This window comes from Serratia silvae, assembly GCF_023282985.1.
Taxonomy (GTDB): Bacteria; Pseudomonadota; Gammaproteobacteria; order Enterobacterales; family Enterobacteriaceae; genus Chania; species Chania silvae.
Map to the genome: position 1 here is coordinate 55,542 of NZ_JAGQDC010000013.1, position 22,992 is coordinate 78,533.

A 22,992-nucleotide genomic window follows, 5' to 3' on the forward strand; every position below is an offset into this window, starting at 1 on the left:
CCTGGGCGTGGTGCTGTTGTCGTTGGAGTTTTATGAAATACCATATTATCCCCGTAACGGCGTTCAGCCAGAACTGTACGCTCATCTGGTGCGACGTGACCAAACAGGCGGCGCTGGTCGATCCTGGCGGTGATCCGGAAAAACTGAAGGCGGCCATTGCCGAAAAGGGTGTGCAGGTCAGCCAGATCCTGCTGACGCACGGCCATCTCGATCACGTAGGCGCGGCGGCAGAAATGGCTGAGCATTATCAAGTGCCAATCTATGGGCCGGATAAGGAAGATGCTTTCTGGCTTGAAGGTTTGCCAGCTCAGAGTCGCATGTTTGGCCTGGATGAATGCGCCGCTCTGACACCGACCAAATGGTTGGAAGAGGGGGATAAAGTTCAGATAGGTGAGATGTCACTGAACGTACTGCATTGCCCTGGGCATACGCCCGGCCATATCGTTTTTATCAACGAACAGGCGCGCCTGGCATTGGTGGGTGACGTGTTGTTCAACGGTGGCGTTGGCCGCAGCGATTTCCCACGCGGTGATCATCAGGCGCTGATTGCGTCGATCCGCAACAAGTTACTGCCTCAGGGCGACGACATGGCGTTTATTCCAGGACATGGCCCAATGTCTACCTTTGGCCAAGAACGTCAAACCAACCCCTTCCTGCGCGAAGAACCTGCCATCTGGTAAGGGCCTTCCTGCAAAATAACAAAGGGGCGCAAATGCGCCCCTTTTCAATGCTAAATCTGCTTACAGCACGGCAACGATGGCTTCGCACAGCGGCGCCATATTGTCCGGCGTCATACCTGCCACGTTAACGCGGCCGGAGTTAACGGCATACACGCCAAATTCATCACGCAGACGCAGAACCTGCTCTTTGGTCAGGCCACTGAAAGAGAACATACCGTTCTGGTTGATGATGAAGCTGAAATCTTGCTCCGCCCCTTTCTCCTGTAGGGTATTGACGAACAGTTGGCGCATACGGTGAATGCGCTGGCGCATGTCGGTCAGCTCTTGTTCCCAAATAGCGCGTAGCGCTGGGTTGCCCAAGATGGTGGCAACGACGGCTGCACCATGGGACGGCGGGTTCGAGTAGTTGGCACGGATCGCGGCTTTCACCTGGCTGAAGGCACGCTCGGCGGTTTCTGCATCGCCAGCCACCACGGTGCAGGCACCGACACGCTCGTTATACAGGCCAAAGTTCTTCGAGTAGGAGCTGGCAACGATCAGTTCCTGATGTTTGGCAGCAAAGATACGCAGACCCTGTGCATCTTCTTCCAGGCCCTTGGCGAAGCCCTGGTAAGCAAAGTCGAACAGCGGCAACCAACCTTTGGACACGGACAGTTCAGCCAACTGAGTCCATTGCGCTTCGGTTGGATCGATGCCGGTCGGGTTATGGCAGCAGCCGTGGAACAGCACCACGTCACCGGACTGAGCCTGGTTAAGACTGGTGAGCAGGCCGTCGAAGTCCAGCGCATGGTTGGTTGCGTCGTAATAGTTATATTCCAATACTTCCAAGCCAACGGCACCAAAGACGTTTTTATGGTTTGGCCAGCTTGGGTTGCTGACCCAGATACGCTTGGCGCTGGTCTGGTTGGCAATAAAGTCGGCCGCGACACGCAGGGCACCGGTGCCACCAGGCGTTTGTGCGGTACGGGCACGCTTGTCGGCAATGATTGGGCTCTGCTTGCCGAACAGCAACTCTTGCGTGCAGCTGGCAAATTCAGGAATACCTTCAATACCCAGGTAGTTTTTGGTGGTCTCATTTTCCAGCAGATACTGTTCAGCTTTTTTAACGCTGGTCAGCACCGGCGTTTTGCCAGTTTCGTCTTTATAGACGCCAATGCCCAGATTGATTTTATTCGGGCGAGCGTCGGCGCGGAAAATGTCAGTCAGACCCAGAATTGGATCGGCAGGTGCAGCGGTGATTTTTTCAAACATGTCAGATGCTTCCATGGCCTAGAGTTAAGCAGACAGAAACATCAGGGTAGCGCCAGTTATCGCCTTTGCCAACCGTTTGCGAGAAAAACACCTCGATCTTGTGACGGCGGTAGGTTCAGCACAAAAAATGACGGGGAAGGGCGGATTGGCAGAATAAAAAATGGTACAAAGCGCTACAAACAAAAACAGGGCCGAAGCCCTGTTTTTAACTTAGCTGACGGCGAGCCGTCATCAAGTGCAATAACTTAGAACTGGTAAACCAGACCAACAGCAACGGTGTCGTCAGTGTTCAGACCCAGTGCGTTGTTGTCATCCAACTGGTTGATCTGATAGTCAACATAGGTAGACATGTTTTTGTTGAAGTAGTAAGTCGCACCCACTTCTACATATTTGATCAGATCAACGTCACCGATACCATCGATTTTCTTGCCTTTAGACTGTACATAAGCAATAGAAGGACGCAGGCCGAAATCGAATTGATACTGGGCTACCAATTCAATGTTCTGTGCTTTGTTAGCAAAACCGGTGGTGCCATTCTGTGGGCTGTTAGTATTTTGGTTTTCAATGTAGGTGGCGTTACGGGTTTCACCGTACATTGCTGCCAGATAGACGTTGTTCGCGTCATATTTCAGAGCAGTTGCCCATTGCTCGGCACGAGAATCACCTTTGCTAGAGTGGCCATAAGTTGCGGCATCCTGACGATCGGTACGGTCAGAAGAAGCATACGCGGCAGACACGCCAACGCCGATTGCTGATTCATAGGTGCTGGAGATACCCCAACCGTCGCCATTCGCGCGGCTGATATCGCTACGTTCGTTTTTACCTTGGTACTGCAGACCAAAGTTCAGGCCGTCAACCAAGCCAAAGAAGTCTTTGTTACGATAGGTCAGCAGACCGGTAGAACGACCAACCATAAAGTTGTCATTGTAAGCTGAGTCGCCGCCGAATTCTGGCAACATATCTGTCCAGGACATTGGGTCATAAACGATACCGTAGTTACGACCATAATCCAGTGAGCCGTAGTCAGCAAACTTCAGACCGGCGAAGCCCAGACGGGTTTTGGTGCCGTCAGTAGCATCGCTGCCACCTTCGGTTTTGTTGGCTTGAACGTTGTATTCCCACTGGCCGTAACCGGTCAGTTGGTCAGCGATCTGAGTTTCACCTTTGAAGCCGAAACGAACGTAAGATTTATCACCATCATTACCGTCGTTGTCAGAGAAGTAGTGCAGGCCGTCAACTTTACCGTACAGATCCAGTTTGTTGCCGTCTTTGTTGTAGATCTCAGCTGCGTTGGCTGCACCAGCTGCTAACAGAGCTGGGATCACTACTGCAAGAATGTTGCGCTTCATCATCATTATTACCCTCATTGGTTTTATTCGGACACCTTGCCACTGCCGCCAATAATTCTTTTGGAACTATTGTAGATAGATTGGTGTCGTCCTGTGTCTGCACGCAGTGTTCCATTCACGGGCAGGTTTATCTAGAACGAAAATGCTACCAATGTCGCAATCTGGTTTCAGAAAGCAACGATGTGTAACATTTTGTGTATTTTAGGGAACTTTGTGATGCAGGTCAATAATCAAAAATGCGAAAGGCCAGCTAAGCTGGCCTTTATTATGTAAGGAAATAGTTTAAATTATGTTTGGTTTTATGATTTAGAAGCTTGCGTTACGCGGTGTTCTCGGGAACGGAATCACGTCGCGGACGTTCTGCACCCCGGTTACATAGGCGATTAAACGCTCAAAACCTAAACCAAAACCTGAATGTGGCACGGTACCATAGCGGCGCAGGTCACGGTACCACCAATAATCTTCCTTATTGAGGCCCATCTCTGCCAGGCGCTGATCCAGCACATCCAGACGCTCTTCACGCTGTGAACCACCGATGATTTCACCAATGCCCGGCGCTAATACGTCCATCGCCGCTACGGTTTTGCCATCTTCGTTCATGCGCATATAGAAGGCTTTGATATCTTTCGGGTAGTTTTTCACCACTACCGGAGCTTTGAAGTGTTGCTCTGCCAGATAGCGTTCGTGTTCAGACGACAGATCGATACCCCAGGAAACCGGGTTCTCAAAGGTCTGGCCGGAAGCGATCAGGATCTCTACCGCTTCGGTGTAATCCACTTGGGCGAAATCGGAAGAGACAAAGCGCTTCAGACGGTCGATGGCGTCTTTATCTACCCGCTCAGCAAAGAATTGCAGATCGTCGGCACGTTCATCCAGCACCGCCTGGAAGACATACTTCAGCATGCTTTCGGCCAGCCCGGCAACGTCGTCGAGGGTGGCAAAGGCGACTTCCGGTTCGATCATCCAGAATTCCGCCAGATGACGGCTGGTGTTCGAGTTCTCGGCACGGAAGGTGGGGCCAAAGGTGTACACTTTTGACAGTGCACAGGCGTAGGTTTCGCCGTTCAACTGGCCGGATACGGTCAGGAAGGCCTCTTTACCGAAGAAATCCTGGTTGAAATCGACAGCGCCTTTATCGGTGCGCGGCAGGTTTTCCATATCCAGTGTGGAAACGCGGAACATTTCACCGGCGCCTTCGGTGTCTGAAGCGGTGATCAGCGGGGTGGAAACCCAGAAATAACCGTTCTCGTGGAAGTAGCGGTGGATCGCCTGTGCCAATGTGTGGCGAACGCGAGCAACAGCGCCAATCAGATTGGTGCGTGGGCGCAGGTGGGCAACTTCGCGCAAGTATTCAATGCTGTGGCGTTTGGCAGCCATTGGGTACGTGTCTGGATCGTCAACCCAACCTACCACCTTGATGGCCGTGGCTTGCAGCTCGAAGCTCTGGCCTTCACCCGGCGATGGTACCACGGTACCGGTCACTTCAACGGAACAGCCGGTGGTCAGGTGTAACACTTCGTCCTGATAATTCGGCAGAGAATCATTAACAACGGCCTGTAACGGATTAAAGCAGGAGCCGTCATAAACGGCGAGGAAGGAGATACCAGCTTTAGAATCTCTCCGGGTACGTACCCAACCGCGCACGGTGACTTCACTGTCAACCGCAGCACGACCTTGCAGTACGTCGACTACAGGCACTACGCTCATAGATTTCTCTCTTATAAGTTTTGTTTCAGAAATAGGCTAACAACCCAAGAATTTGGGGATATTGCTATGTTACTTGCCGCGTTGCAGAGCACAAGTAGAAATCATCAGAATGGGACAACATTTATTGAAGTGGGGTAAAAAACAGGAGGTATATAAAGGAAGAAAGGAACAGCCGACGAGAAATGCCCACACGGTTTGTATCACCGGTTGGCTCCTGTACCTCACCCCTGCACCGTAACAGCCCTTCTCCTTTTTGGGGAGAGGGCTGGGGGAAGGGAGCCTTAACTGGCTTTTTTAACCAGCGGCAGATCGAAGGCTTTGCGCAGCGCTTTGACGAATGCGGGGTCCTGGCAGATGGTTTTGCCAGGGCTATCGGACAGTTTGGCCACTGGTTTGCCTTTGCACTCGACCAGCTTGATCACGATATTTAACGGTTTGACGCCGGGGATATTACAGGTCAGACGCGTGCCGATGCCGAACACCAGGTTGATGCGCCGATCAAAGTGGCGATACAGCGCCAATGCCTTATCCAGATCCAGATTGTCTGAAAACACCAGCGTCTTGCTCATGGGATCGATACCTAATTGCTGGTAATGGGCAATGGCTTTTTCACCCCATTCGATCGGATCGCCAGAGTCGTGGCGCAGCCCTTGATAACGTTGGGCAAACTGCTTACCGAAATCACGCAGGAACGCATCCATAGTGATGCAGTCGGTAAGTGCAATACCGAGATGATCGGGATATTCATCCAGCCAGGCCTGCAAGGCGGCACGTTGGCTGTTGGCCAGCACCGGGCTAATCTGTTGATGTGCCTGGAACCATTCATGGGCTTGCGTGCCGACCGGTGCCAGATCCAGCCGATGCGCCAAATCATAGTTACTGGTGCCGACCAGATAGGGGAATTCGTTTTTCAACGTGCTGACAATGGCCTGTTGCACATCGTGGGAAAAACGGCGACGGCTGCCAAAGTCCATCAGCTTGAAGCGTGAGATATCAATATCCCCGCTCAGTTGCTTGAACTGCGCCAGGTTCTGGCGCAACTGGCTTATTGCCATCTCTGGTGTAGCCTGTGGCGAACGGTGGCGGTGCACCACTTCGCTGATCACCGCCAACAATGGCACTTCCCACATAATCACTTCGCGCCAGGGGCCAGCGATACGGATATGCAATTTGCCGTCGTGATTGTCAATGGTGACCTGCTGCGGATCGTAGCGAAACTCCCGCAGCCAGCTCAGGTAATCCTGATGGAAGAATGGCAGGCTGGAGAGATAGCGGTATTCGGCTTCGGTTAGCGCCAACTCGCTCATCATGGCAACCTGCGCGCGGATCTCATCGGCATATTCGCCCAGCAGCTCGTCGCCACGGCAACGAAACTCCGCCGCAACGGTAATTGCGGGGTAGCGATGGAACACTGCTTGCTGCATATGAAGCTTGTAGGCATCAGTATCAAGCAGTGAAGTCAAAATCGGGGAAGCGTATAGAGTCATATCGCGTTACAGCATCCTCGTCAGGCGCGTGTCCAAATCCGGATAATCATAAAAGTGGGGGGAGTATACCCGGATTATCCTGTTATTGAAGCCTCATCACACCACAAATGGCCGGAATGGGTCGAGGATTAAACGTGCCTTTATTTTACCGGAGGCGCAACGTCAGACGGAAAATGCCAGATAATCCAATAAACTGAATAACTTAGTCGATTTACTGATAAAAATTATGAGGTTAATTATTTTAAACACAGATTCAGATAAAGCCGGTTGGGGTATAAATACTGACCCGATTGCGCCCGCTCTTCTTACAAAAATAGAGCGCTTCGTCGGCCTGTTTGATGGCCGGATGCAGTCCTGCCAGATCGCCTACGGCGGCGATGCCACAGCTGATGGTAAAGCGCACCCGTTTACCGTTGAGTAACTCCAGGCACATCTGTTGGGTTTGTTCACGCAGCACATCCATCATGCTGCGTGCATTTTCCAGGGAACAGTGACCGAGCAGCAGGGCAAATTCCTCACCGCCATAGCGACAAAAGATATCGCTGGAACGAAAGGAGTTACTTAACGACTGTGCGAACATCACCAGTACTCGGTCGCCGATATCGTGGCCATAGGTATCATTGAGACGTTTGAAGTTATCGATATCGATCAAACAGAACGCCTGCGGGTAGTTACTCTGGGTGAGCATTTCGCACTCGAGGAAAAATTTGCGGCGGTTATAAATGTTGGTCAACGGATCGAAGAACGACGAGACTTCCAGTTCTTTGATGAGCTGCTGCTTTTCGTTTTCCAGTGCGAGCTTGACCTGATTGTATTGTTTGAGCTGGGTGATGGCATCACTGATGGCGATCAGCTCTTTGCTGTAAAAAGGTTCGTTGTCATCAATTTTCATATCGCCTTTTGACAGGCGCAGAATATTGTTATGCGTCTTGGTCAGCCAGCGGCTGATGTTGGAACAGAAGATCAGAGACGGCAACAAAATGAACAGGGTAATAAGCCCGCCCAGGGAGATCATGGAGTAGATGGCCGTCTGGCTATCATACATTTTGGCTTGGGATGCGGCTATTTCCAGCTCAAAACTGCGTTCATAAAGCTTCTGGAAAAGCCGGTCCATCTCCTCAATATAGCCAGCGATCAAGTCGATGTCGTAGACGTTATTATGGTTGATGGCTTGATATAACTCGTCGGAAATGTTGATGATCCGATCGTTTGAGATACTATGCAGTATCTTATCCACCAATTCGGAAATCTGTGGGTCGGTATAAGCCTGTTTCATAAAGCCTAAGCGGTCACCGAGCATGTTGATAACGCCAGTCAACTGAATAGCCTTCAGGTAAGCATTCTTACGTTCCTGGCTGTTGAGGTTGACGTCGATAATCTGATCGATCAACTCGGTCAGGGACATATTCAGGCGGTTATTCAGGCGGATGCCTTCCAAAAACATGAAGGAGTCTGCTTTGATCAGCCGGGTGTCGTAGGTATAGCGGTAGAAGGCTTTGGAAGTCTGGGCGATATAGTAGGCACTGTTGATATTGAACAGATTGCTGTTGGTGCCGTTGATGTGGGAAACCTGACGCGAATCGTTATCCAGCAGCCTTTCCATCCAATCGAGCATAGAAAGTATGGCAACCTTTTGCCGAATGCCCAAGCGCAGGGTAAGCTCGCCGTCGATATGGGATTTAGCCACCGCGATTTTTTCACGCGCCTGTTTATCGGCCTGTTGCCATTGAGCCTTGGTCACAGATTGATCAACCAGGCCTAATCTTTTTAACCGATGTGTCATCAGCGTAGCCTGAAAAGCTTCGGCAACTTCTTTGGTTCTGCTGATTTTATACAGGTTATCCAGACTTTGGTCATAACTGGCTTGAGCCTTTATCAGCCCATTGGCAATAAAAACCGCAAAGGACAGCATGATGGTTAAGGTGAAGAAATAGATCAGGTATTTTACTTTCATGCCAATCCGTTTCTCCTGTTGGCTCTAAGATAATTATATCATTGCCACCGCTGGCTTTCCTCCGCAATTCGGTTGCCAAGGGTACGATACTGCGCTTGTTTAAGAATAAAATGCTGATTTTTACGTTAAGCAAAGCGCTATGGTAGCAGGAGCATAGCAAACAACAGCGAATGTCTGCGTTAGTCATGTGATTTCTTGGTGCGACTTGCTGCCATCTCTGGGTTTTTTTTATAGCTGTGATACAGTTTATTCACAATCAGGCCATTGAGGTACGGCGTCGTCCTGTGCGGCGGTACGCTCCGAGCCTGGAACTTGTAACTCACTGAGACGTCAAAGGGTTTTTATGACACAACAGCCACAGGCGAAGTATCGCCACGATTACCGCGCCCCAGATTATACCATCACCGATATCGACCTGGATTTTGAACTGGATGCAGATACCACGCGCGTTACCGCCGTCAGCCAGATCAAACGGCAGGGTGCCGCCGGTGCCGCGCTAACGCTGAATGGCGAAGATCTGACGCTGGTGAGTATTCAGGTGGATGGGCAACCGTGGAGCGCCTATCGCCAGCAGGAAAACCAACTGGTGATTGAACAGTTACCGGCCCAGTTTACCCTGACCATCGTGAACGACATCCATCCGGCCAAAAATAGCGCGCTGGAAGGGTTATACCTGTCTGGCGAAGCGCTGTGCACCCAATGCGAGGCCGAGGGCTTCCGTCATATCACCTTCTATCTGGATCGCCCAGATGTACTGGCCCGTTTCACCACCCGCATCGTTGCCGATAAAGCACGTTATCCGTTCCTGTTGTCGAACGGCAACCGGGTGGCTGAAGGTGACCTGGCAGACGGCCGTCACTGGGTGCAATGGCAGGATCCGTTCCCGAAACCTAGCTATCTGTTTGCGCTGGTCGCGGGTGATTTCGACGTGCTGCGCGATAGCTTCACCACTCGCTCAGGTCGTAATGTGGCATTAGAGCTGTTTGTCGATCGTGGCAACCTGGATCGTGCCGATTGGGCCATGACCTCACTGAAAAATTCGATGAAGTGGGACGAAACCCGCTTTGGCCTGGAATACGATCTGGATATCTACATGATCGTCGCCGTGGATTTCTTCAACATGGGGGCGATGGAGAACAAAGGGTTAAATATCTTTAACTCGAAGTATGTGTTGGCAAAAGCCGAAACCGCCACGGACAAGGATTACCTGAATATTGAAGCGGTGATTGGCCACGAATATTTCCATAACTGGACCGGCAACCGAGTGACCTGCCGCGACTGGTTCCAGCTTAGCCTGAAAGAAGGGCTGACGGTGTTCCGCGATCAAGAGTTCAGTTCAGACCTGGGTTCCCGTTCGGTCAACCGCATCGATAACGTGCGGGTGATGCGTGGGGCGCAGTTCGCCGAAGATGCCAGCCCGATGGCGCACGCGATCCGGCCAGATAAAGTGATCGAGATGAACAACTTCTACACTCTGACGGTGTATGAGAAAGGTTCCGAAGTGATCCGCATGTTGCACACGCTGCTGGGGGAACAACAGTTCCAGGTGGGGATGCAGCTCTATTTCGAACGTCACGACGGCAGTGCGGCCACCTGCGATGATTTTGTGCAGGCCATGGAAGACGCTTCCAACGTTGATCTGTCGCTGTTCCGCCGCTGGTACAGCCAGTCTGGCACGCCGCTGCTGACGGTGCGTGATGACTATAGCGCCGAGCATCAGCAGTACCGCCTGCACGTCAGTCAGAAAACCGCGCCAACGGCCGATCAGCCAGAAAAACTGCCGTTGCATATCCCGCTGGATATTGAGCTTTACGACAGCGAAGGCAATGTCGTTGCCTTGCAGAAAGACGGCTCCCCGGTCAATAACGTGTTGAACGTCACCGCCGCCGAACAGACTTTTGTGTTTGATGGCGTTGCACATAAACCGGTTCCTTCGCTGTTGCGTGAGTTCTCGGCACCGGTCAAGCTGGATTATCCGTATAGCGATCAGCAACTGACTTTCCTGATGCAACATGCACGCAATGAGTTTGCTCGCTGGGATGCTGCGCAGAGCCTGCTGGCCATCTATATCAAACTGAACGTCGCCAAATATCAGCAGAAGCAGCCATTGTCGCTGCCGCTGCATGTGGCCGATGCCTTCCGTGCGGTGCTGCTGGATGAGAAGCTGGATCCGGCCTTGGCAGCGCAGATCCTCACGCTGCCATCGGAAAACGAAATTGCCGAGCTGTTCGCTACCATCGATCCGGAAGCGATCTCTGCGGTGCATGAAGCGATCACCCGTTGCCTGGCTAAAGAGTTGGCCGATGAGTGGCTGGCGGTATATCACGCTAACAAAACCGAAGGGTACCGGGTTGAACACGGCGATATTGCCAAGCGTTCGCTGCGTAATACCTGCCTGCATTATCTGGCTTTCGGCGATGCAGAGCAGGCAGACAAGCTGGTGGTGCAACAGTTCCAGCAGGCCGACAACATGACCGATTCGCTGGCGGCACTGGCTGCGGCGATGGGGGCGCAGTTGCCTTGCCGCGATGCACTGATGGCCGAGTTTGATGAGCGCTGGCATCAGGACGGTCTGGTGATGGACAAGTGGTTCATACTCCAGGCCACCAGCCCGGCGGCAGACGTGCTCAGTAAGGTGCGTTCGCTGCTGCAGCACCGTTCATTCAGCCTGAGTAATCCAAACCGCACCCGCTCGCTGATTGGTGGGTTCGCCTCGGCCAACCCGGCGGCATTCCATGCGGCAGATGGCAGCGGCTATCAGTTCCTGGTGGAGATCCTCAGCGATCTGAATAAGCGTAACCCACAGGTTGCCGCGCGGCTGATTGAACCACTGATCCGCCTGAAGCGTTACGATGCCTCTCGTCAGGCATTGATGCGTCAGGCGTTGGAGCAGTTGAAAGGGTTGGAAAACTTGTCTGGCGATCTGTTTGAGAAGATCACCAAGGCGTTGGACGCGTAAAATAGCAGGGGGCGGCATTTGCCGTCCCCTGATGGCGCGAAGTCTCAATGGCTTGCGGTAGTATCAACACTCTCGCCAATATCTCTGCACCACTCAGCAGTGTCCCGCTGTTGGCGATTTCCAGCCCTGCAAACAGACGTAATAAGGTGCTTTTACCACAGCCGCTGCGGCCAACCACGGCCACAAACTGGTCTGTGGTAATGCGTAGTTGCAAATAGCCGTGCGCTGGCATCGGCCAGTTTGCCAAGCAGGGCATACAGAATGATGGCGACCACGACCACGTTGGTTTGCAGGAATTCGCGGGCGTTCATCGCCAGATAAGCGATGCCAGAGTTGGCTGACATGGTTTCGGCGACGATCAGCGTCAGCCACATAAACCCAAGGGCAAAACCCACGCCGACCATGATCGAAGGCAGCGCGCCGGGTAGCACCACCTGCGTGAACAGGCTAAAGCCGTAGCTGTGCGCCATTTCCAGCAGACCACGATCGATATTCTTGACGCTGGTGTATCGTACCAAGAGCCACCAGGAAGAAAGGTTGATTTTGCTAAATTAATGTTCGCAAAGTGTTTTAAAACTAACAGCAAAAGGAGGCGATTTTTAAATCTCATTTTTTGATTTTGGTATGCGTAATGGGGAAAAACGGGGAAATGGCGGCGAGTAAGGAAAACGATTGCGCTAAACGCGTTTTTTTTGCCTTTAATCAATTCCAATTGAGGAGGGGATACCGGATAATACGCCCCCGGTCGACAGACCTACCCAAATTCGTTGAAGTTGCTGCAGGTGATGCTGTTACAGATGGGCATTATGCAGCTTAACCGACCGTTGAGCGCATGAATGCGCGATTCGAGCCCCCAGGGATGGGTTTACGGCGTGTCGGTGTTCTGCAAAATGCCCACCAGTCTTAGGCTCCAGTGGTGCGGTATGAAGTGCATTAGCACCGTAGCGACTTCAAGTAAATAGGGTATAACCGGGAAATCAGGAGAGTACATGTACTACCCCATCGTCAGGAAAGCCTTGTTCCAGCTCGATCCCGAGCGCGCACACGAGTTGACCTTCAGTCAACTGCGCCGTATTACCGGCACCCCGCTAGAGTTTCTTATCCGTCAGTCGGTACCGAGCAAGCCGGTGAGCTGCATGGGGCTCTCTTTTAACAACCCGTTAGGCTTGGCTGCCGGTCTGGACAAAGACGGCGAGTGTATTGATGCCTTTGGCGCGATGGGCTTTGGCTTTGTTGAGGTCGGTACCGTTACTCCGCGTCCGCAAGCGGGCAATGATAAACCGCGTCTGTTCCGCCTGGTCCCAGCCGAAGGGCTGATCAACCGCATGGGGTTCAATAACCGCGGCGTAGACAATCTGGTTGAAAACGTTAAGAAATCCCATTTTGGCGGCGTGCTGGGGATTAATATCGGCAAGAATAAAGACACGCCGGTCGAGCAGGGCAAAGACGATTATCTGATCTGTATGGATAAGGTTTATCCGTATGCTGGCTATATCGCGATTAATATCTCATCACCTAATACCCCAGGATTACGATCTCTACAGTATGGTGAAGCACTGGACGATCTGCTAGCGGCGATAAAAAATAAGCAGGCCCAATTACAGGCTCGCCATCACAAATATGTGCCGGTTGCAGTAAAGATCGCACCGGATCTTTCAGAGGAAGAACTGATCCAAATAGCGGACAGTTTGGTGCGTCATAATATAGATGGGGTTATTGCCACCAATACCACCCTCGATCGTAAACTGGTTCAGGGACTGAATTACTGCGATCAGGCCGGGGGATTAAGTGGTCGCCCGGTACAGTTACGCAGCACCGAAGTGATCCGTCGTCTATCGCAAGAGTTGCAAGGGCGCTTGCCAATTATCGGCGTTGGCGGAATTGATTCCCTGACGGCGGCGCGGGAAAAAATGGAGGCCGGGGCAACTTTGGTACAAATTTATTCCGGATTTATCTTCCACGGGCCGCGTTTGATTAAAGATATCGTTACCCATATCTAATATTTTGCCTTTCATTTTCGACCGGGGGTTTATTTCTGCCCCCGGCTCGACTATATTTTGTTCGGTAGCGGAATTATCCGATGTTTAAGCAACTTTTCTGGTGATAAAATCGCCTTTTGCGTAATACTGCGTTGGCATGTGGTGAGAAGGATAAACGATGAAGATAAAACCTGACGACAATTGGCGTTGGTATTTTGACGCTGAGCACGATCGACTGATGCTCGATTTAGCCAATGGTATGATCTTCCGTTCGCGCTTCCCGGCAAAAATGCTAACGCCGGACGCCTTCGCTGAATGTGCGTTTTGCGTCGATGATGCGGCGCTTTATTTTGATTATGAAGAACAGTGCAAACAGATAAAACTCAGCCATGAACAACGTGCCGAGCTGGTATTAAATGCGCTGGTGGCCTTTCGTTTTCTCAAGCCCCTGATGCCCAAGAGCTGGCATTTTGCTCAGCAGCACTACCCGCTACGCCCTAAAAATGGCGAGTTGGCGGCGGTAAAGGTGATGGAGAGCGGAGATGAGGCGCGTCTGTTGGTGGTAGAGGCAGGGGATAATGCCAGCCTGTGCCTGCTGGCACAAAATCAGCTGGTGCTGGCTGGGCGCACCATGGTGCTGGGGGATGCGATCAAAGTGATGCACGATCGTCTGAAACCTTGCGTGCCGGATGAACAGTCTGCCCCGGCTTACGACAGGGCAGTGTAATCAGCACTACATCAACTTCACATCGCTTTTAGGAATACAGCTGCAACAGAGGATGGTGCCGTTGGCGGCCACTGCGCTTTTCTTTAGCGGTGCAACTTCGCCCTCGACCAACGTTATCTTGCAACTACCGCATAGGCCAGCCCGGCAGGAGTAAGGGATACGAATGCCTTGCTGCTCCAACTGTTCCAACAAAATCTGCTGGTTATTACCGGCAAACACCTTTCCTTGATACTCAATGGTCACGCTGGTGGTGCCATCCTGCGGTGCCTGCAAACTTTCGACGACCTTGCCTGCCCCATAAGGCCGCGGCGGTTTGGTTGCCAGCACTTCAACGCTATCGCCGACGCGGATAATACCGCTGTTACGGGCAATCATGTTTTGACCAAAGTCGACGTCGCCATTATCGGCAGTGCGGAACTGTTGCAGCGTACTCAACGGTTCGCCGCTCGGGTGTTTGCGACCACGCTCGATGCTGACCGTGGTCAATACGCAGCGGCTGCAAGGTTTTACCAGATCGAACATCACGTCGCCGACGCGGATCACCTGCCAACCATCTTCTGCCCAGGCTGAAACGCCAGTCACCACAAGATTCGGGCGGAATTGCTCTAGCCTGATACTGCTTGGGCAGCGTTGCTGCAGATCCTGAAACGAGGCTTCATTAATCAGCAGATAAGGGTAACCGTCGGCAAAGGAGAGTGGAATTTCCGGGTGCTTTTTTACCCGACGGGTTAATTCAGACCCAACCCAGCGCAGCTGCACCTCACGCTGAAAATAGCCGCTCAGCCAGCTGTTGATTTCCACTGGTGCAATCAACGCAGTGAAATGGTTGCCCCACACCTCGGTTGGCTGCGCATCGGGTGCGAAGTCAATGAAGCGGATCGCCGCGCTTTCTCCATCCGGAGCGGTCAGAAACAGGCCATCGGCCAACAACGCCGGTGTAAACAACACCATCTGCGGGTATTGGCGTGCGGTGATGAAAGTACCGTTTGGCTCGGTGATCATAAAAGAGCGATCAAAAGCCAGGCCGTTGCTGGCCACCTGGGCGTGAGAAAGCTGCAAACCCCGTAGTGATTTGACCGGATGAACGTAAAGTCGGGAGAGCGTGATCACCCCTGCCTCCGTGCGATAAATGAAATAGAAGGGAGCAACTTTATGACAAGCGGTCTGGATTAGCTATAATGCGCAACAATTTTCTTTTTGGTGATAAGCACGATATGAACACTCTGTTTGCCAGCACGGCGCGTGGACTGGAAGAACTGTTAAAAAGCGAACTGGAGCGGCTTGGCGCTCACTCCTGCAAAGTGGTGCAGGGGGGAGTACATTTTCAGGGTGACGATCGTCTTCTGTACCAAAGCCTGCTCTGGAGCCGCCTGGCTTCGCGTATTCTGTTGCCGCTGAATGAATTTCGCGTGCACAGTGATTTGGATCTGTACCTCGGTGTGCAGGCCATTGACTGGCCATCGATATTTGGCCTGGATAAAACCTTTGCCGTGCACTTCAGCGGCCTCAATGAAGAGATCCGCAATAGCCAATATGGCGCGTTGAAGGTCAAAGACGCCATTGTGGACAGCTTTACCCGCAAGCTCAACGATCGGCCAATGGTAGAGAAACAGCAGCCGGACATTCGCGTGAACGTTTTCCTACAGCGTGATATGGCCAGCGTAGCGCTCGATCTGAGCGGCGAAGGTTTGCACCAGCGTGGTTATCGCGATCTTACCGGCCAGGCTCCGCTGAAGGAAAACCTGGCGGCGGCGATTGTCCAACGTTCCGGTTGGCAACCAGGGGCGCCGATGTTAGACCCGATGTGCGGCTCCGGCACGCTGTTGATCGAGGCGGCGATGATTGCCTCTGATCGTGCGCCAGGCCTGCATCGTCAACATTGGGGCTTTACCGCCTGGAGTGGCCACAATGCCGAACTGTGGCGTGAAGTGATCACCGAAGCGCAGGTGCGGGCGAAACGTGGTCTGCAAGAAACCCCGTCACGCTTCTTCGGTTCGGATATTGATCGTCGCGTCATCGAAATGGCGAAGGGCAACGCCCGCCGCGCTGGCGTGGCCGAATTGATCACCTTTAACGTTAATGACGTCAGCAAACTGACCAACCCGCTGCCGGAAGGCCCGGTAGGCACGGTGGTCAGCAACCCGCCATACGGTGAACGCCTTGAGAGCGAACCGGCCCTGATTGCGCTGCACAATATGTTGGGGCGCATCATGAAGAGCCACTTTGGTGGCTGGCAGCTTTCGTTGTTCAGCGCTTCACCGGAATTGCTCAGTTGCCTGCAACTGCGCGCCGAGCGCCAGTTCAAAGCGAAAAACGGCCCGTTGGACTGCGTACAGAAAAACTACCAGCTGGCAGAAAATCCGCAGGGTGCGGGTGGCGTGCAGGTGGCGGAAGACTTTGCCAACCGCCTGCGCAAGAATCTGAAGAAGTTGGACAAATGGGCGAAGCAGCAGGGGATCGAATGCTATCGCCTGTATGATGCCGATCTGCCAGACTATAATGTGGCGGTGGATCGCTATGGCAGTAAGGTGGTGGTGCAGGAATACGCGCCGCCGAAAACCATCGACGCGCAGAAAGCCCGCCAGCGTCTGTTTGACGTGATTAACGCCACGTTGGCGGTGTTGGAGCTGCCTTCGAATCAGCTGATCCTGAAAACCCGCGAGCGCCAGAAGGGCAAGAATCAGTATGAGAAACTGGCACAGAAGGGCGAGTTCCTGCTGGTAGAAGAGTTCAATGCCAAGCTGTGGGTCAACCTGACGGATTATCTCGATACCGGGTTGTTCCTCGATCACCGCATCGCTCGCCGTATGCTGGGTGAGATGAGCAAAGGTAAAGACTTCCTCAACCTGTTTGCCTACACCGGCACCGCAAGCGTACATGCCGGATTGGGGGGCGCACGTAGCACCACTACGGTGGATATGTCGCGCACCTATCTGGAATGGGCAGAGAAGAACCTGCGGGTTAACGGCCTGACCGGTAGACAGCACCGTTTGATCCAGGCAGATTGCCTGTCCTGGCTGCACAATGCCGACGAACAGTTCGATGTGATCTTTATCGATCCGCCGACGTTCTCCAACTCCAAGCGGATGGAGAACACCTTTGACGTACAGCGCGACCATCTGGCGCTGATGAAAGATTTACAACGGATACTGCGCCGTAACGGGACCATCATGTTCTCCAACAACAAACGCGGTTTCCAGATGGATCTGGCAGGTCTGAACGCACTGGGTCTGGAGGCGAAAGAAATTACCGCCAAGACGCAGTCAGAAGACTTTGCCCGTAACCGTCAGATCCACAACTGCTGGCTGGTCACCCACGCCGGCGAAGGAAAATAATTACTATGTCGTTAATCAGCATGTCCGGTGCTTGGCTCTCTTTCAGCGATGCACCTTTGTTAGACAACACCGAAATTCATATTGAAGATAATGAACGCGTCTGCCTGGTTGGGCGCAACGGGGCCGGAAAATCGACCCTGCTGAAGATCCTCGGTAAAGAGATCCCATTGGACGATGGGCGCATCATTTACGAGCAGGATCTGATTGTGGCGCGTTTGCAGCAGGATCCTCCGCGCAATATCGGCGGTACGGTGTTCGACTTTGTGGCCGAAGGCGTGGCCGAGCAGGCGGAACACCTGAAGGCGTATCACGCCATCTCGCATCTGGTGGAGCTGGATCCAAGTGAAAAGAACCTGACGCGTATGGCGCAGGTCATGGAGATCCTCGATCACCAGGGTCTGTGGCAGCTGGACAGCCGTATCAGTGAAGTCCTGTTGCAACTGGGGCTGAACGGTGATGCGGAACTTTCCTCCCTATCCGGTGGGTGGCTGCGCAAAGCGGCACTGGGCCGGGCGTTGGTCAGTTCACCGCGCGTGTTGCTACTTGATGAACCTACCAACCACCTGGATATCACCACCATCGACTGGCTGGAAGGGTTCCTGAAAGAGTTCCAGGGCAGCATTGTCTTCATCTCGCACGACCGTTCGTTTATCCGCAATATGGCCACGCGCATTGTCGATCTCGATCGCGGCAAGCTGGTGTCATGGCCAGGCAACTACGAGCTGTATCTGGAAAGTAAAGAAGAAGCGCTGCGGGTCGAAGAACTGCAAAACGCCGAATTTGACCGCAAACTGGCACAGGAAGAGGTTTGGATCCGTCAGGGCATCAAGGCACGTCGTACGCGTAACGAAGGCCGGGTGCGCGCTTTGAAAGCGTTACGTAACGAGCGTTCACAGCGTCGTGAAGTGATGGGCACCGCCAAGATGCAAGTGGAAGAGGCCGTGCGTTCGGGCAAAATTGTGTTCGAAATGGAAGACGTCAATTATCAGGTCGCCGACAAAGTGCTGGTGCAGGGCTTCAGCGCCCAGGTGCAGCGCGGTGACAAAATCGCGCTGGTGGGGCCAAACGGCTGTGGTAAAACTACCTTGCTGAAATTGATGCTCGGTCAACTGAAAGCCGACAGCGGGCGAGTGCACTGCGGCACCAAGCTTGAAGTGGCTTACTTTGACCAGCACCGCGCTGAGCTGGATCCAGAACGCACGGTGATGGACAATCTGGCGGAAGGTAAGCAGGAAGTGATGGTCAATGGCCGTTCGCGCCATGTACTGGGTTATTTGCAGGACTTCCTGTTCCATCCTAAACGGGCAATGACACCGGTCAAAGCGTTGTCGGGCGGGGAGCGTAACCGCCTACTGCTGGCTAAATTATTCCTTAAACCGAGTAATTTGCTGATCCTCGATGAACCAACCAACGATCTGGACGTCGAAACGTTGGAACTGTTGGAAGAGATGATCGATAACTATCAGGGCACTGTATTGCTGGTGAGTCACGATCGTCAGTTTGTTGATAACTCCGTGACCGAATGCTGGATTTTTGAAGGCAATGGCGTGATAGATACGTACGTCGGGGGCTACTACGATGCGCACCATCAACGTGCTACCGCCAAGCCGATCCGCACGGTAGCCACCAGCCAAACCAAGGCGGCGGTGGAGAAAAAAAACGAGCAGCCTAAGAAATCAGCGGCCAAACTGAGTTATAACCTGCTGCGTGAACTGGAGCAGTTGCCGCAGCGCCTTGAACAGCTGGAAATGGATATTGAAGCCTTGCAGGCACAGGTGAGCGACGCAGGGTTCTTCTCCCGCCCGCATAGCGAAACCCAGCAGGTGTTGGCCGATCTTGCCACTACAGAGCAGGCGTTGGAACAAGCTTTTGCTCGTTGGGAAGAGCTGGAAGCAATGAAAAACGGCTGATCGATAATGCGTTGCCCGTACGCTGCTGCGGGCAACTCACGCAGTACCGATCTGCGACGCGCTTAAGGAGGAAAATGGTGTGTTCTCACGAAAGTCATAAGCAGCAGAGTCATGCAATGCATGGCGAGCGTCAACAGGATAACCTGATACTGTGCCCACAATGCGATATGCTGGTGGCGCTGCCGCCTTTGCAATCAGGTTCCAAAGCCGTTTGTCCCCGTTGTAAAACGACACTCAGCGCCCGCTGGTCAGAACCGCGTAAACAGCCGATTGGCTTTGCCCTCAGCGCGTTATTCATGCTGGTGTTAGCCAATATCTTCCCGTTTATCAATATGCGCGTTGCCGGTCTGGGTAATGAAATCAAACTGATCCAAATTCCTCAGGTGATGGTGGCAGAAGACTATGCCAGCATGGCCACCCTGTTTATGGTGTTTGTGCAACTGATCCCGGCGTTTTGCATGTTGGCGATCATTCTGTTGTGTGCCAGGGTGCGGTTGCCACGAGAATGGAAGGTCTGGATGGCCAAGGTGCTGTTCCAGTTGAAGACTTGGTGCATGGTCGAGATCTTCCTGGCTGGCGTGCTGGTCAGCTTCGTCAAGCTGATGGCTTATGGTGATATCGGCATTGGTGCCAGTTTCATCCCTTACTGTCTGTTTTGCCTGTTGCAGGTGCGAGCCTTTCAATGTGTTGATCGTCGCTGGTTGTGGCAGGATATTGAACCGGCCCCCGTGATTGAACAACCGTTGCAGACTGGGCGTACCGGCTTGCTTCAAGGAGTACGTTCCTGCTCTTGCTGTACGGCCATCCTGCCCGCCCAGGAGTCCAAATGTCCACGTTGTCACACAGTGGGCTATGTACGCCGACGTCACAGCCTGCAATGGACTATGGCGCTATTGGTCACCTCGATCATATTGTATATTCCGGCGATGTCGATGCCGATTATGATCACCGAGGCGTTGGGAAATAAAATGCCATCAACGGTCATGGCCGGGGTGGTGTTGCTATGGGGCGAAGGATCCTATCCGGTGGCGATGGTGATTTTCATTGCCAGTATTATGGTGCCGTCGCTCAAAATGTTGGCGATTGGCTGGTTATGCCTGGATGCCAATGGCAAAGGTAAGGCCAACGCCGATAGCGAACGTATGCATCTGATTTATGAAGTGGTGGAGTTTGTTGGCCGTTGGTCAATGATCGACGTATTTGTTATCGCCGTGCTTTCGGCGCTGGTACGTATGGGACAGCTGATGAGTATTTATCCAGACATTGGTGCACTACTGTTTGCCATGGTGGTTATTCTCACCATGTTTGCTGCTATGGCGTTTGATCCCCGTCTAACCTGGGATCGCGCAAATGAAACAATAAAGAAGGAGCCGCAAGGTGATGGAAAGTAATCATGGCGTCGCGGATGTTGAGAAGATCAAGCGCTGGTCGCCGGTGTGGATCATTCCCATTGTCACGGCGTTGATTGGTGCGTGGATCCTGTTTTATCACTTCAGCCACCAAGGGCCGCAGGTGACGTTGGTCACGACCTCCGCCGAAGGGTTGGAGGCAGGAAAAACCAAGATAAAAAGCCGCAGTGTGGATGTTGGCACGGTGGAAAGCGTCACCTTAAGTAATGACTTGAGTAAAGTGCTGGTGCAGGCTCGCCTGAATTCCGGAATGGGAAAGCTGCTGCGCGATGATTCCGCCTTTTGGGTCGTGAAACCGCAGATTGGCCGTGAGGGCGTCTCCGGGCTGGGAACCTTGTTCTCCGGTGCCTATATTGAATTGCAGCCGGGTAGCAAGGGCAAGGTAGGGAAAGAAGATTATCAACTGCTGGATTCTCCGCCGCTTGCCTCTCCTGATGCCAAAGGGTTACGCGTCATACTCGACAGTGACAAGTCCGGTCAGTTGAACTCTGGCGATCCGGTGCTGTTCCGTGGTTACCGCGTCGGTTCGGTGGAAACCAGCTATTTCGATCCCAAGCTGCGATCCATGCGCTATCAGCTGTTTATTACCGCGCCTTACGATCAGTTGATCACTAGCAACGTCCGGTTCTGGAAAGACAGCGGTGTTACCTTCGATATGTCCGCACAAGGTATGCGTCTGGAAATGGGATCCTTGGCGACGCTGTTTAGCGGTGGCGTGAGCTTTGACGTGCCAGAAGGTTGGGAGCGTGGCCCAGCGGTGAGAGAAAAGGCCGAGTTTGCCCTGTTCGATAACCAGCGTAATATTCAGGATTCGCTGTATACCGAGCATGTCGATTATCTGGTGTTCTTCTCCGAATCGATCCGTGGCTTGCAGCCGGGGGCGCCAGTCGAGTTCCGTGGTATTCGCCTGGGTACCGTGGGGCAAGTGCCGTTCTACAAAGAAGGCATGCGCCAGCAACTGGATAATGACTATCGCATACCGGTACTGATCCGTATTGAGCCAGAGCGCTTTAACCAAGAGATAGGCAAGGGTTTCGATGTAGCACAGCATTTGAAAGAGGCAGAAGCACGGGGTATACGCGCCTCGCTGAAGTCCGCTAACCTGCTGACCGGAGCGTTATATATCGATCTGGACTTCTATCCAAATGAGAAGCCGTGGAAGGGGCCGCGCGAGCTGTTCGGTTATCCGCTGTTGCCAACTACCGGCAGTGGCCTGGCGCAGATCCAGCATAAACTGGTACAGACGCTGGATAAGATCAATTCGATGCCGATCAATCCAATGATCAACGAAGCGACCAAAACGCTGGCCGAAAGCCAGAAGACCATGAAAGAAACGCAGAAAACCATGCAGTCGCTCAATGACATCATCAGCAGTAAAGAGATGAAGGCATTACCGGAAGATATGCAGAAGACCCTGCAAGAACTCAATCGCAGCATGAAAGGGTTCCAGCCAGGTTCTCCGGCCTACAACAAAATGGTTGGCGATATGCAACGCCTCGATCAGGTGCTGCGTGAGCTGCAACCGGTGCTGCGAACCCTGAACGATAAGAGCAACGCCCTGGTATTTGAAGCCGCGGGCAGTAATGACCCTCAGCCGAAGAAGGCCAAAAAATGAAAAAATGGATCCCGGTAGTTCTGGCGCTGTTGCTGAGTGCCTGTAGCAGTACGCCGAGCAAGACTTACTATCAGTTACCGGCGTTGGGTACGCCGGTTCAGGTGACTGGCACCCCGGCATCACGCCAGCTGTGGCTGGAGCATGTCAGTGTGGCGGATTTCCTGGCCCAGAGTGGGGTGGTGTATCAGACCAACGATGTGCAGTTTGTGATCGGGCAAAACAACCTGTGGGCCAGCCCGTTGGATCAGCAGCTGCAACAAACGCTGGTGACCAACCTGGGCAGCGCCTTGCCGGGTTGGGTGGTGTCATCACAGCCGATGAGCAGCGAACAGGATGTGCTCAATGTCACCATTAGCGGCTTTCATGGCCGCTACGATGGCAAAGCGATCATTCGTGGTGAATGGGTACTGAGTCATCAAGGTAGGCTTATCAAGCGGCCATTCAACCTGGAATTGAAACAGGGTGAAGATGGCTATGACGCCTTAGTCCGCACCTTGGCCCAGGGCTGGTTGCAGCAAGCTCAGGAGATTGCCGCACAGGCGGCTCGTCTTTAATCATCGTTTGTAATAATACGGTCTAAAGCAATCCCGGAGAGGCAAACTCAAAGCCTTTCCGGGATTTTTTCTTTTA

Annotated in this window: 15 protein-coding genes and 2 pseudogenes; 9 read left to right on the forward strand and 8 right to left on the reverse strand. The window is 52.9% G+C overall.

All coding sequences use genetic code 11. From position 1 onward, the window contains the following. The first annotated feature begins 32 nt into the window (after positions 1 to 32). A complete protein-coding gene (locus KAJ71_RS15800) occupies positions 33 to 680 on the forward strand; it encodes an MBL fold metallo-hydrolase (protein WP_248946615.1) in 648 nt (215 codons plus the stop codon). Positions 681 to 740: 60 nt separating this feature from the next. Here the strand turns inward: KAJ71_RS15800 and KAJ71_RS15805 are convergent, their stop codons facing one another. The 5 genes from KAJ71_RS15805 to KAJ71_RS15825 form a co-directional block, all read right to left on the reverse strand. Continuing rightward, entirely contained in the window at positions 741 to 1,931 is a 1,191-nt protein-coding gene (locus KAJ71_RS15805) for an amino acid aminotransferase (RefSeq protein ID WP_248946616.1), read from the reverse strand. A gap of 245 nt (positions 1,932 to 2,176) precedes the next feature. Next, the gene (gene ompF, locus KAJ71_RS15810; RefSeq protein WP_283106799.1) at positions 2,177 to 3,283 is read right to left on the reverse strand and encodes a porin OmpF; all 1,107 of its coding nucleotides are present in this window, start codon (positions 3,281 to 3,283) and stop codon (positions 2,177 to 2,179) included. A gap of 303 nt (positions 3,284 to 3,586) precedes the next feature. Further along, a complete protein-coding gene (gene asnS, locus KAJ71_RS15815) occupies positions 3,587 to 4,987 on the reverse strand; it encodes an asparagine--tRNA ligase (RefSeq protein ID WP_248946617.1) in 1,401 nt (466 codons plus the stop codon). A 281-nt stretch (positions 4,988 to 5,268) separates the two neighbouring features. Next, positions 5,269 to 6,474: a nicotinate phosphoribosyltransferase gene (gene pncB, locus KAJ71_RS15820; RefSeq protein WP_248946618.1), complete on the reverse strand. Its 1,206-nt coding sequence runs from the start codon at positions 6,472 to 6,474 to the stop codon at positions 5,269 to 5,271. A gap of 253 nt (positions 6,475 to 6,727) precedes the next feature. Beyond that, positions 6,728 to 8,428, reverse strand: a complete 1,701-nt coding sequence (locus tag KAJ71_RS15825) for a GGDEF domain-containing protein (RefSeq protein ID WP_248946619.1) — start codon at positions 8,426 to 8,428, stop codon at positions 6,728 to 6,730. A gap of 343 nt (positions 8,429 to 8,771) precedes the next feature. Here KAJ71_RS15825 and pepN point away from each other — a divergent pair, with 343 nt between their 5' ends. Further along, a complete protein-coding gene (gene pepN, locus KAJ71_RS15830) occupies positions 8,772 to 11,387 on the forward strand; it encodes an aminopeptidase N (protein ID WP_248946620.1) in 2,616 nt (871 codons plus the stop codon). 73 nt (positions 11,388 to 11,460) lie between these two features. On the opposite strand, the pseudogene KAJ71_RS15835 reads toward pepN, so the two are convergent. Then, positions 11,461 to 11,601 (reverse strand): annotated as a pseudogene (locus KAJ71_RS15835) (ATP-binding cassette domain-containing protein); the annotation flags it as partial. Further along, positions 11,540 to 11,896 (reverse strand): annotated as a pseudogene (locus KAJ71_RS15840) (ABC transporter permease subunit); the annotation flags it as partial. The pseudogenes KAJ71_RS15835 and KAJ71_RS15840, both read right to left, overlap by 62 nt. 480 nt (positions 11,897 to 12,376) lie before the next feature. Between KAJ71_RS15840 and pyrD the strand changes: the two are divergent. Both pyrD and KAJ71_RS15850 read left to right on the forward strand, forming a co-directional pair. After that, on the forward strand, positions 12,377 to 13,387 hold the full coding sequence (gene pyrD, locus KAJ71_RS15845; protein ID WP_248946621.1) for a quinone-dependent dihydroorotate dehydrogenase: 1,011 nt from the start codon (positions 12,377 to 12,379) through the stop codon (positions 13,385 to 13,387). Positions 13,388 to 13,544: 157 nt separating this feature from the next. Then, entirely contained in the window at positions 13,545 to 14,093 is a 549-nt protein-coding gene (locus KAJ71_RS15850) for a cell division protein ZapC (RefSeq protein ID WP_248946622.1), read from the forward strand. Positions 14,094 to 14,099: 6 nt separating this feature from the next. On the opposite strand, the gene KAJ71_RS15855 is transcribed toward KAJ71_RS15850, so the two are convergent. Continuing rightward, on the reverse strand, positions 14,100 to 15,203 hold the full coding sequence (locus tag KAJ71_RS15855) for a YcbX family protein (protein ID WP_248946623.1): 1,104 nt from the start codon (positions 15,201 to 15,203) through the stop codon (positions 14,100 to 14,102). A gap of 104 nt (positions 15,204 to 15,307) precedes the next feature. Here KAJ71_RS15855 and rlmKL point away from each other — a divergent pair, with 104 nt between their 5' ends. From rlmKL to pqiC, 5 genes are all read left to right on the forward strand, one after another. Beyond that, positions 15,308 to 17,428 carry a bifunctional 23S rRNA (guanine(2069)-N(7))-methyltransferase RlmK/23S rRNA (guanine(2445)-N(2))-methyltransferase RlmL gene (gene rlmKL, locus KAJ71_RS15860; protein WP_223665640.1) on the forward strand — a complete coding sequence of 707 codons (2,121 nt, stop codon included), beginning with the start codon at positions 15,308 to 15,310 and terminating at the stop codon, positions 17,426 to 17,428. Between the two features lie 5 nt (positions 17,429 to 17,433). Continuing rightward, positions 17,434 to 19,338, forward strand: a complete 1,905-nt coding sequence (locus KAJ71_RS15865) for an ABC transporter ATP-binding protein (protein ID WP_248946624.1) — start codon at positions 17,434 to 17,436, stop codon at positions 19,336 to 19,338. Between the two features lie 116 nt (positions 19,339 to 19,454). Further along, positions 19,455 to 20,729: a membrane integrity-associated transporter subunit PqiA gene (gene pqiA, locus KAJ71_RS15870; protein WP_248946685.1), complete on the forward strand. Its 1,275-nt coding sequence runs from the start codon at positions 19,455 to 19,457 to the stop codon at positions 20,727 to 20,729. Further along, positions 20,719 to 22,362: an intermembrane transport protein PqiB gene (pqiB, locus tag KAJ71_RS15875; RefSeq protein ID WP_248946686.1), complete on the forward strand. Its 1,644-nt coding sequence runs from the start codon at positions 20,719 to 20,721 to the stop codon at positions 22,360 to 22,362. Before pqiA ends, pqiB begins: the two co-directional genes overlap by 11 nt. Then, on the forward strand, positions 22,359 to 22,916 hold the full coding sequence (pqiC, locus tag KAJ71_RS15880; protein WP_248946625.1) for a membrane integrity-associated transporter subunit PqiC: 558 nt from the start codon (positions 22,359 to 22,361) through the stop codon (positions 22,914 to 22,916). Before pqiB ends, pqiC begins: the two co-directional genes overlap by 4 nt. Positions 22,917 to 22,992 lie beyond the last annotated feature (76 nt).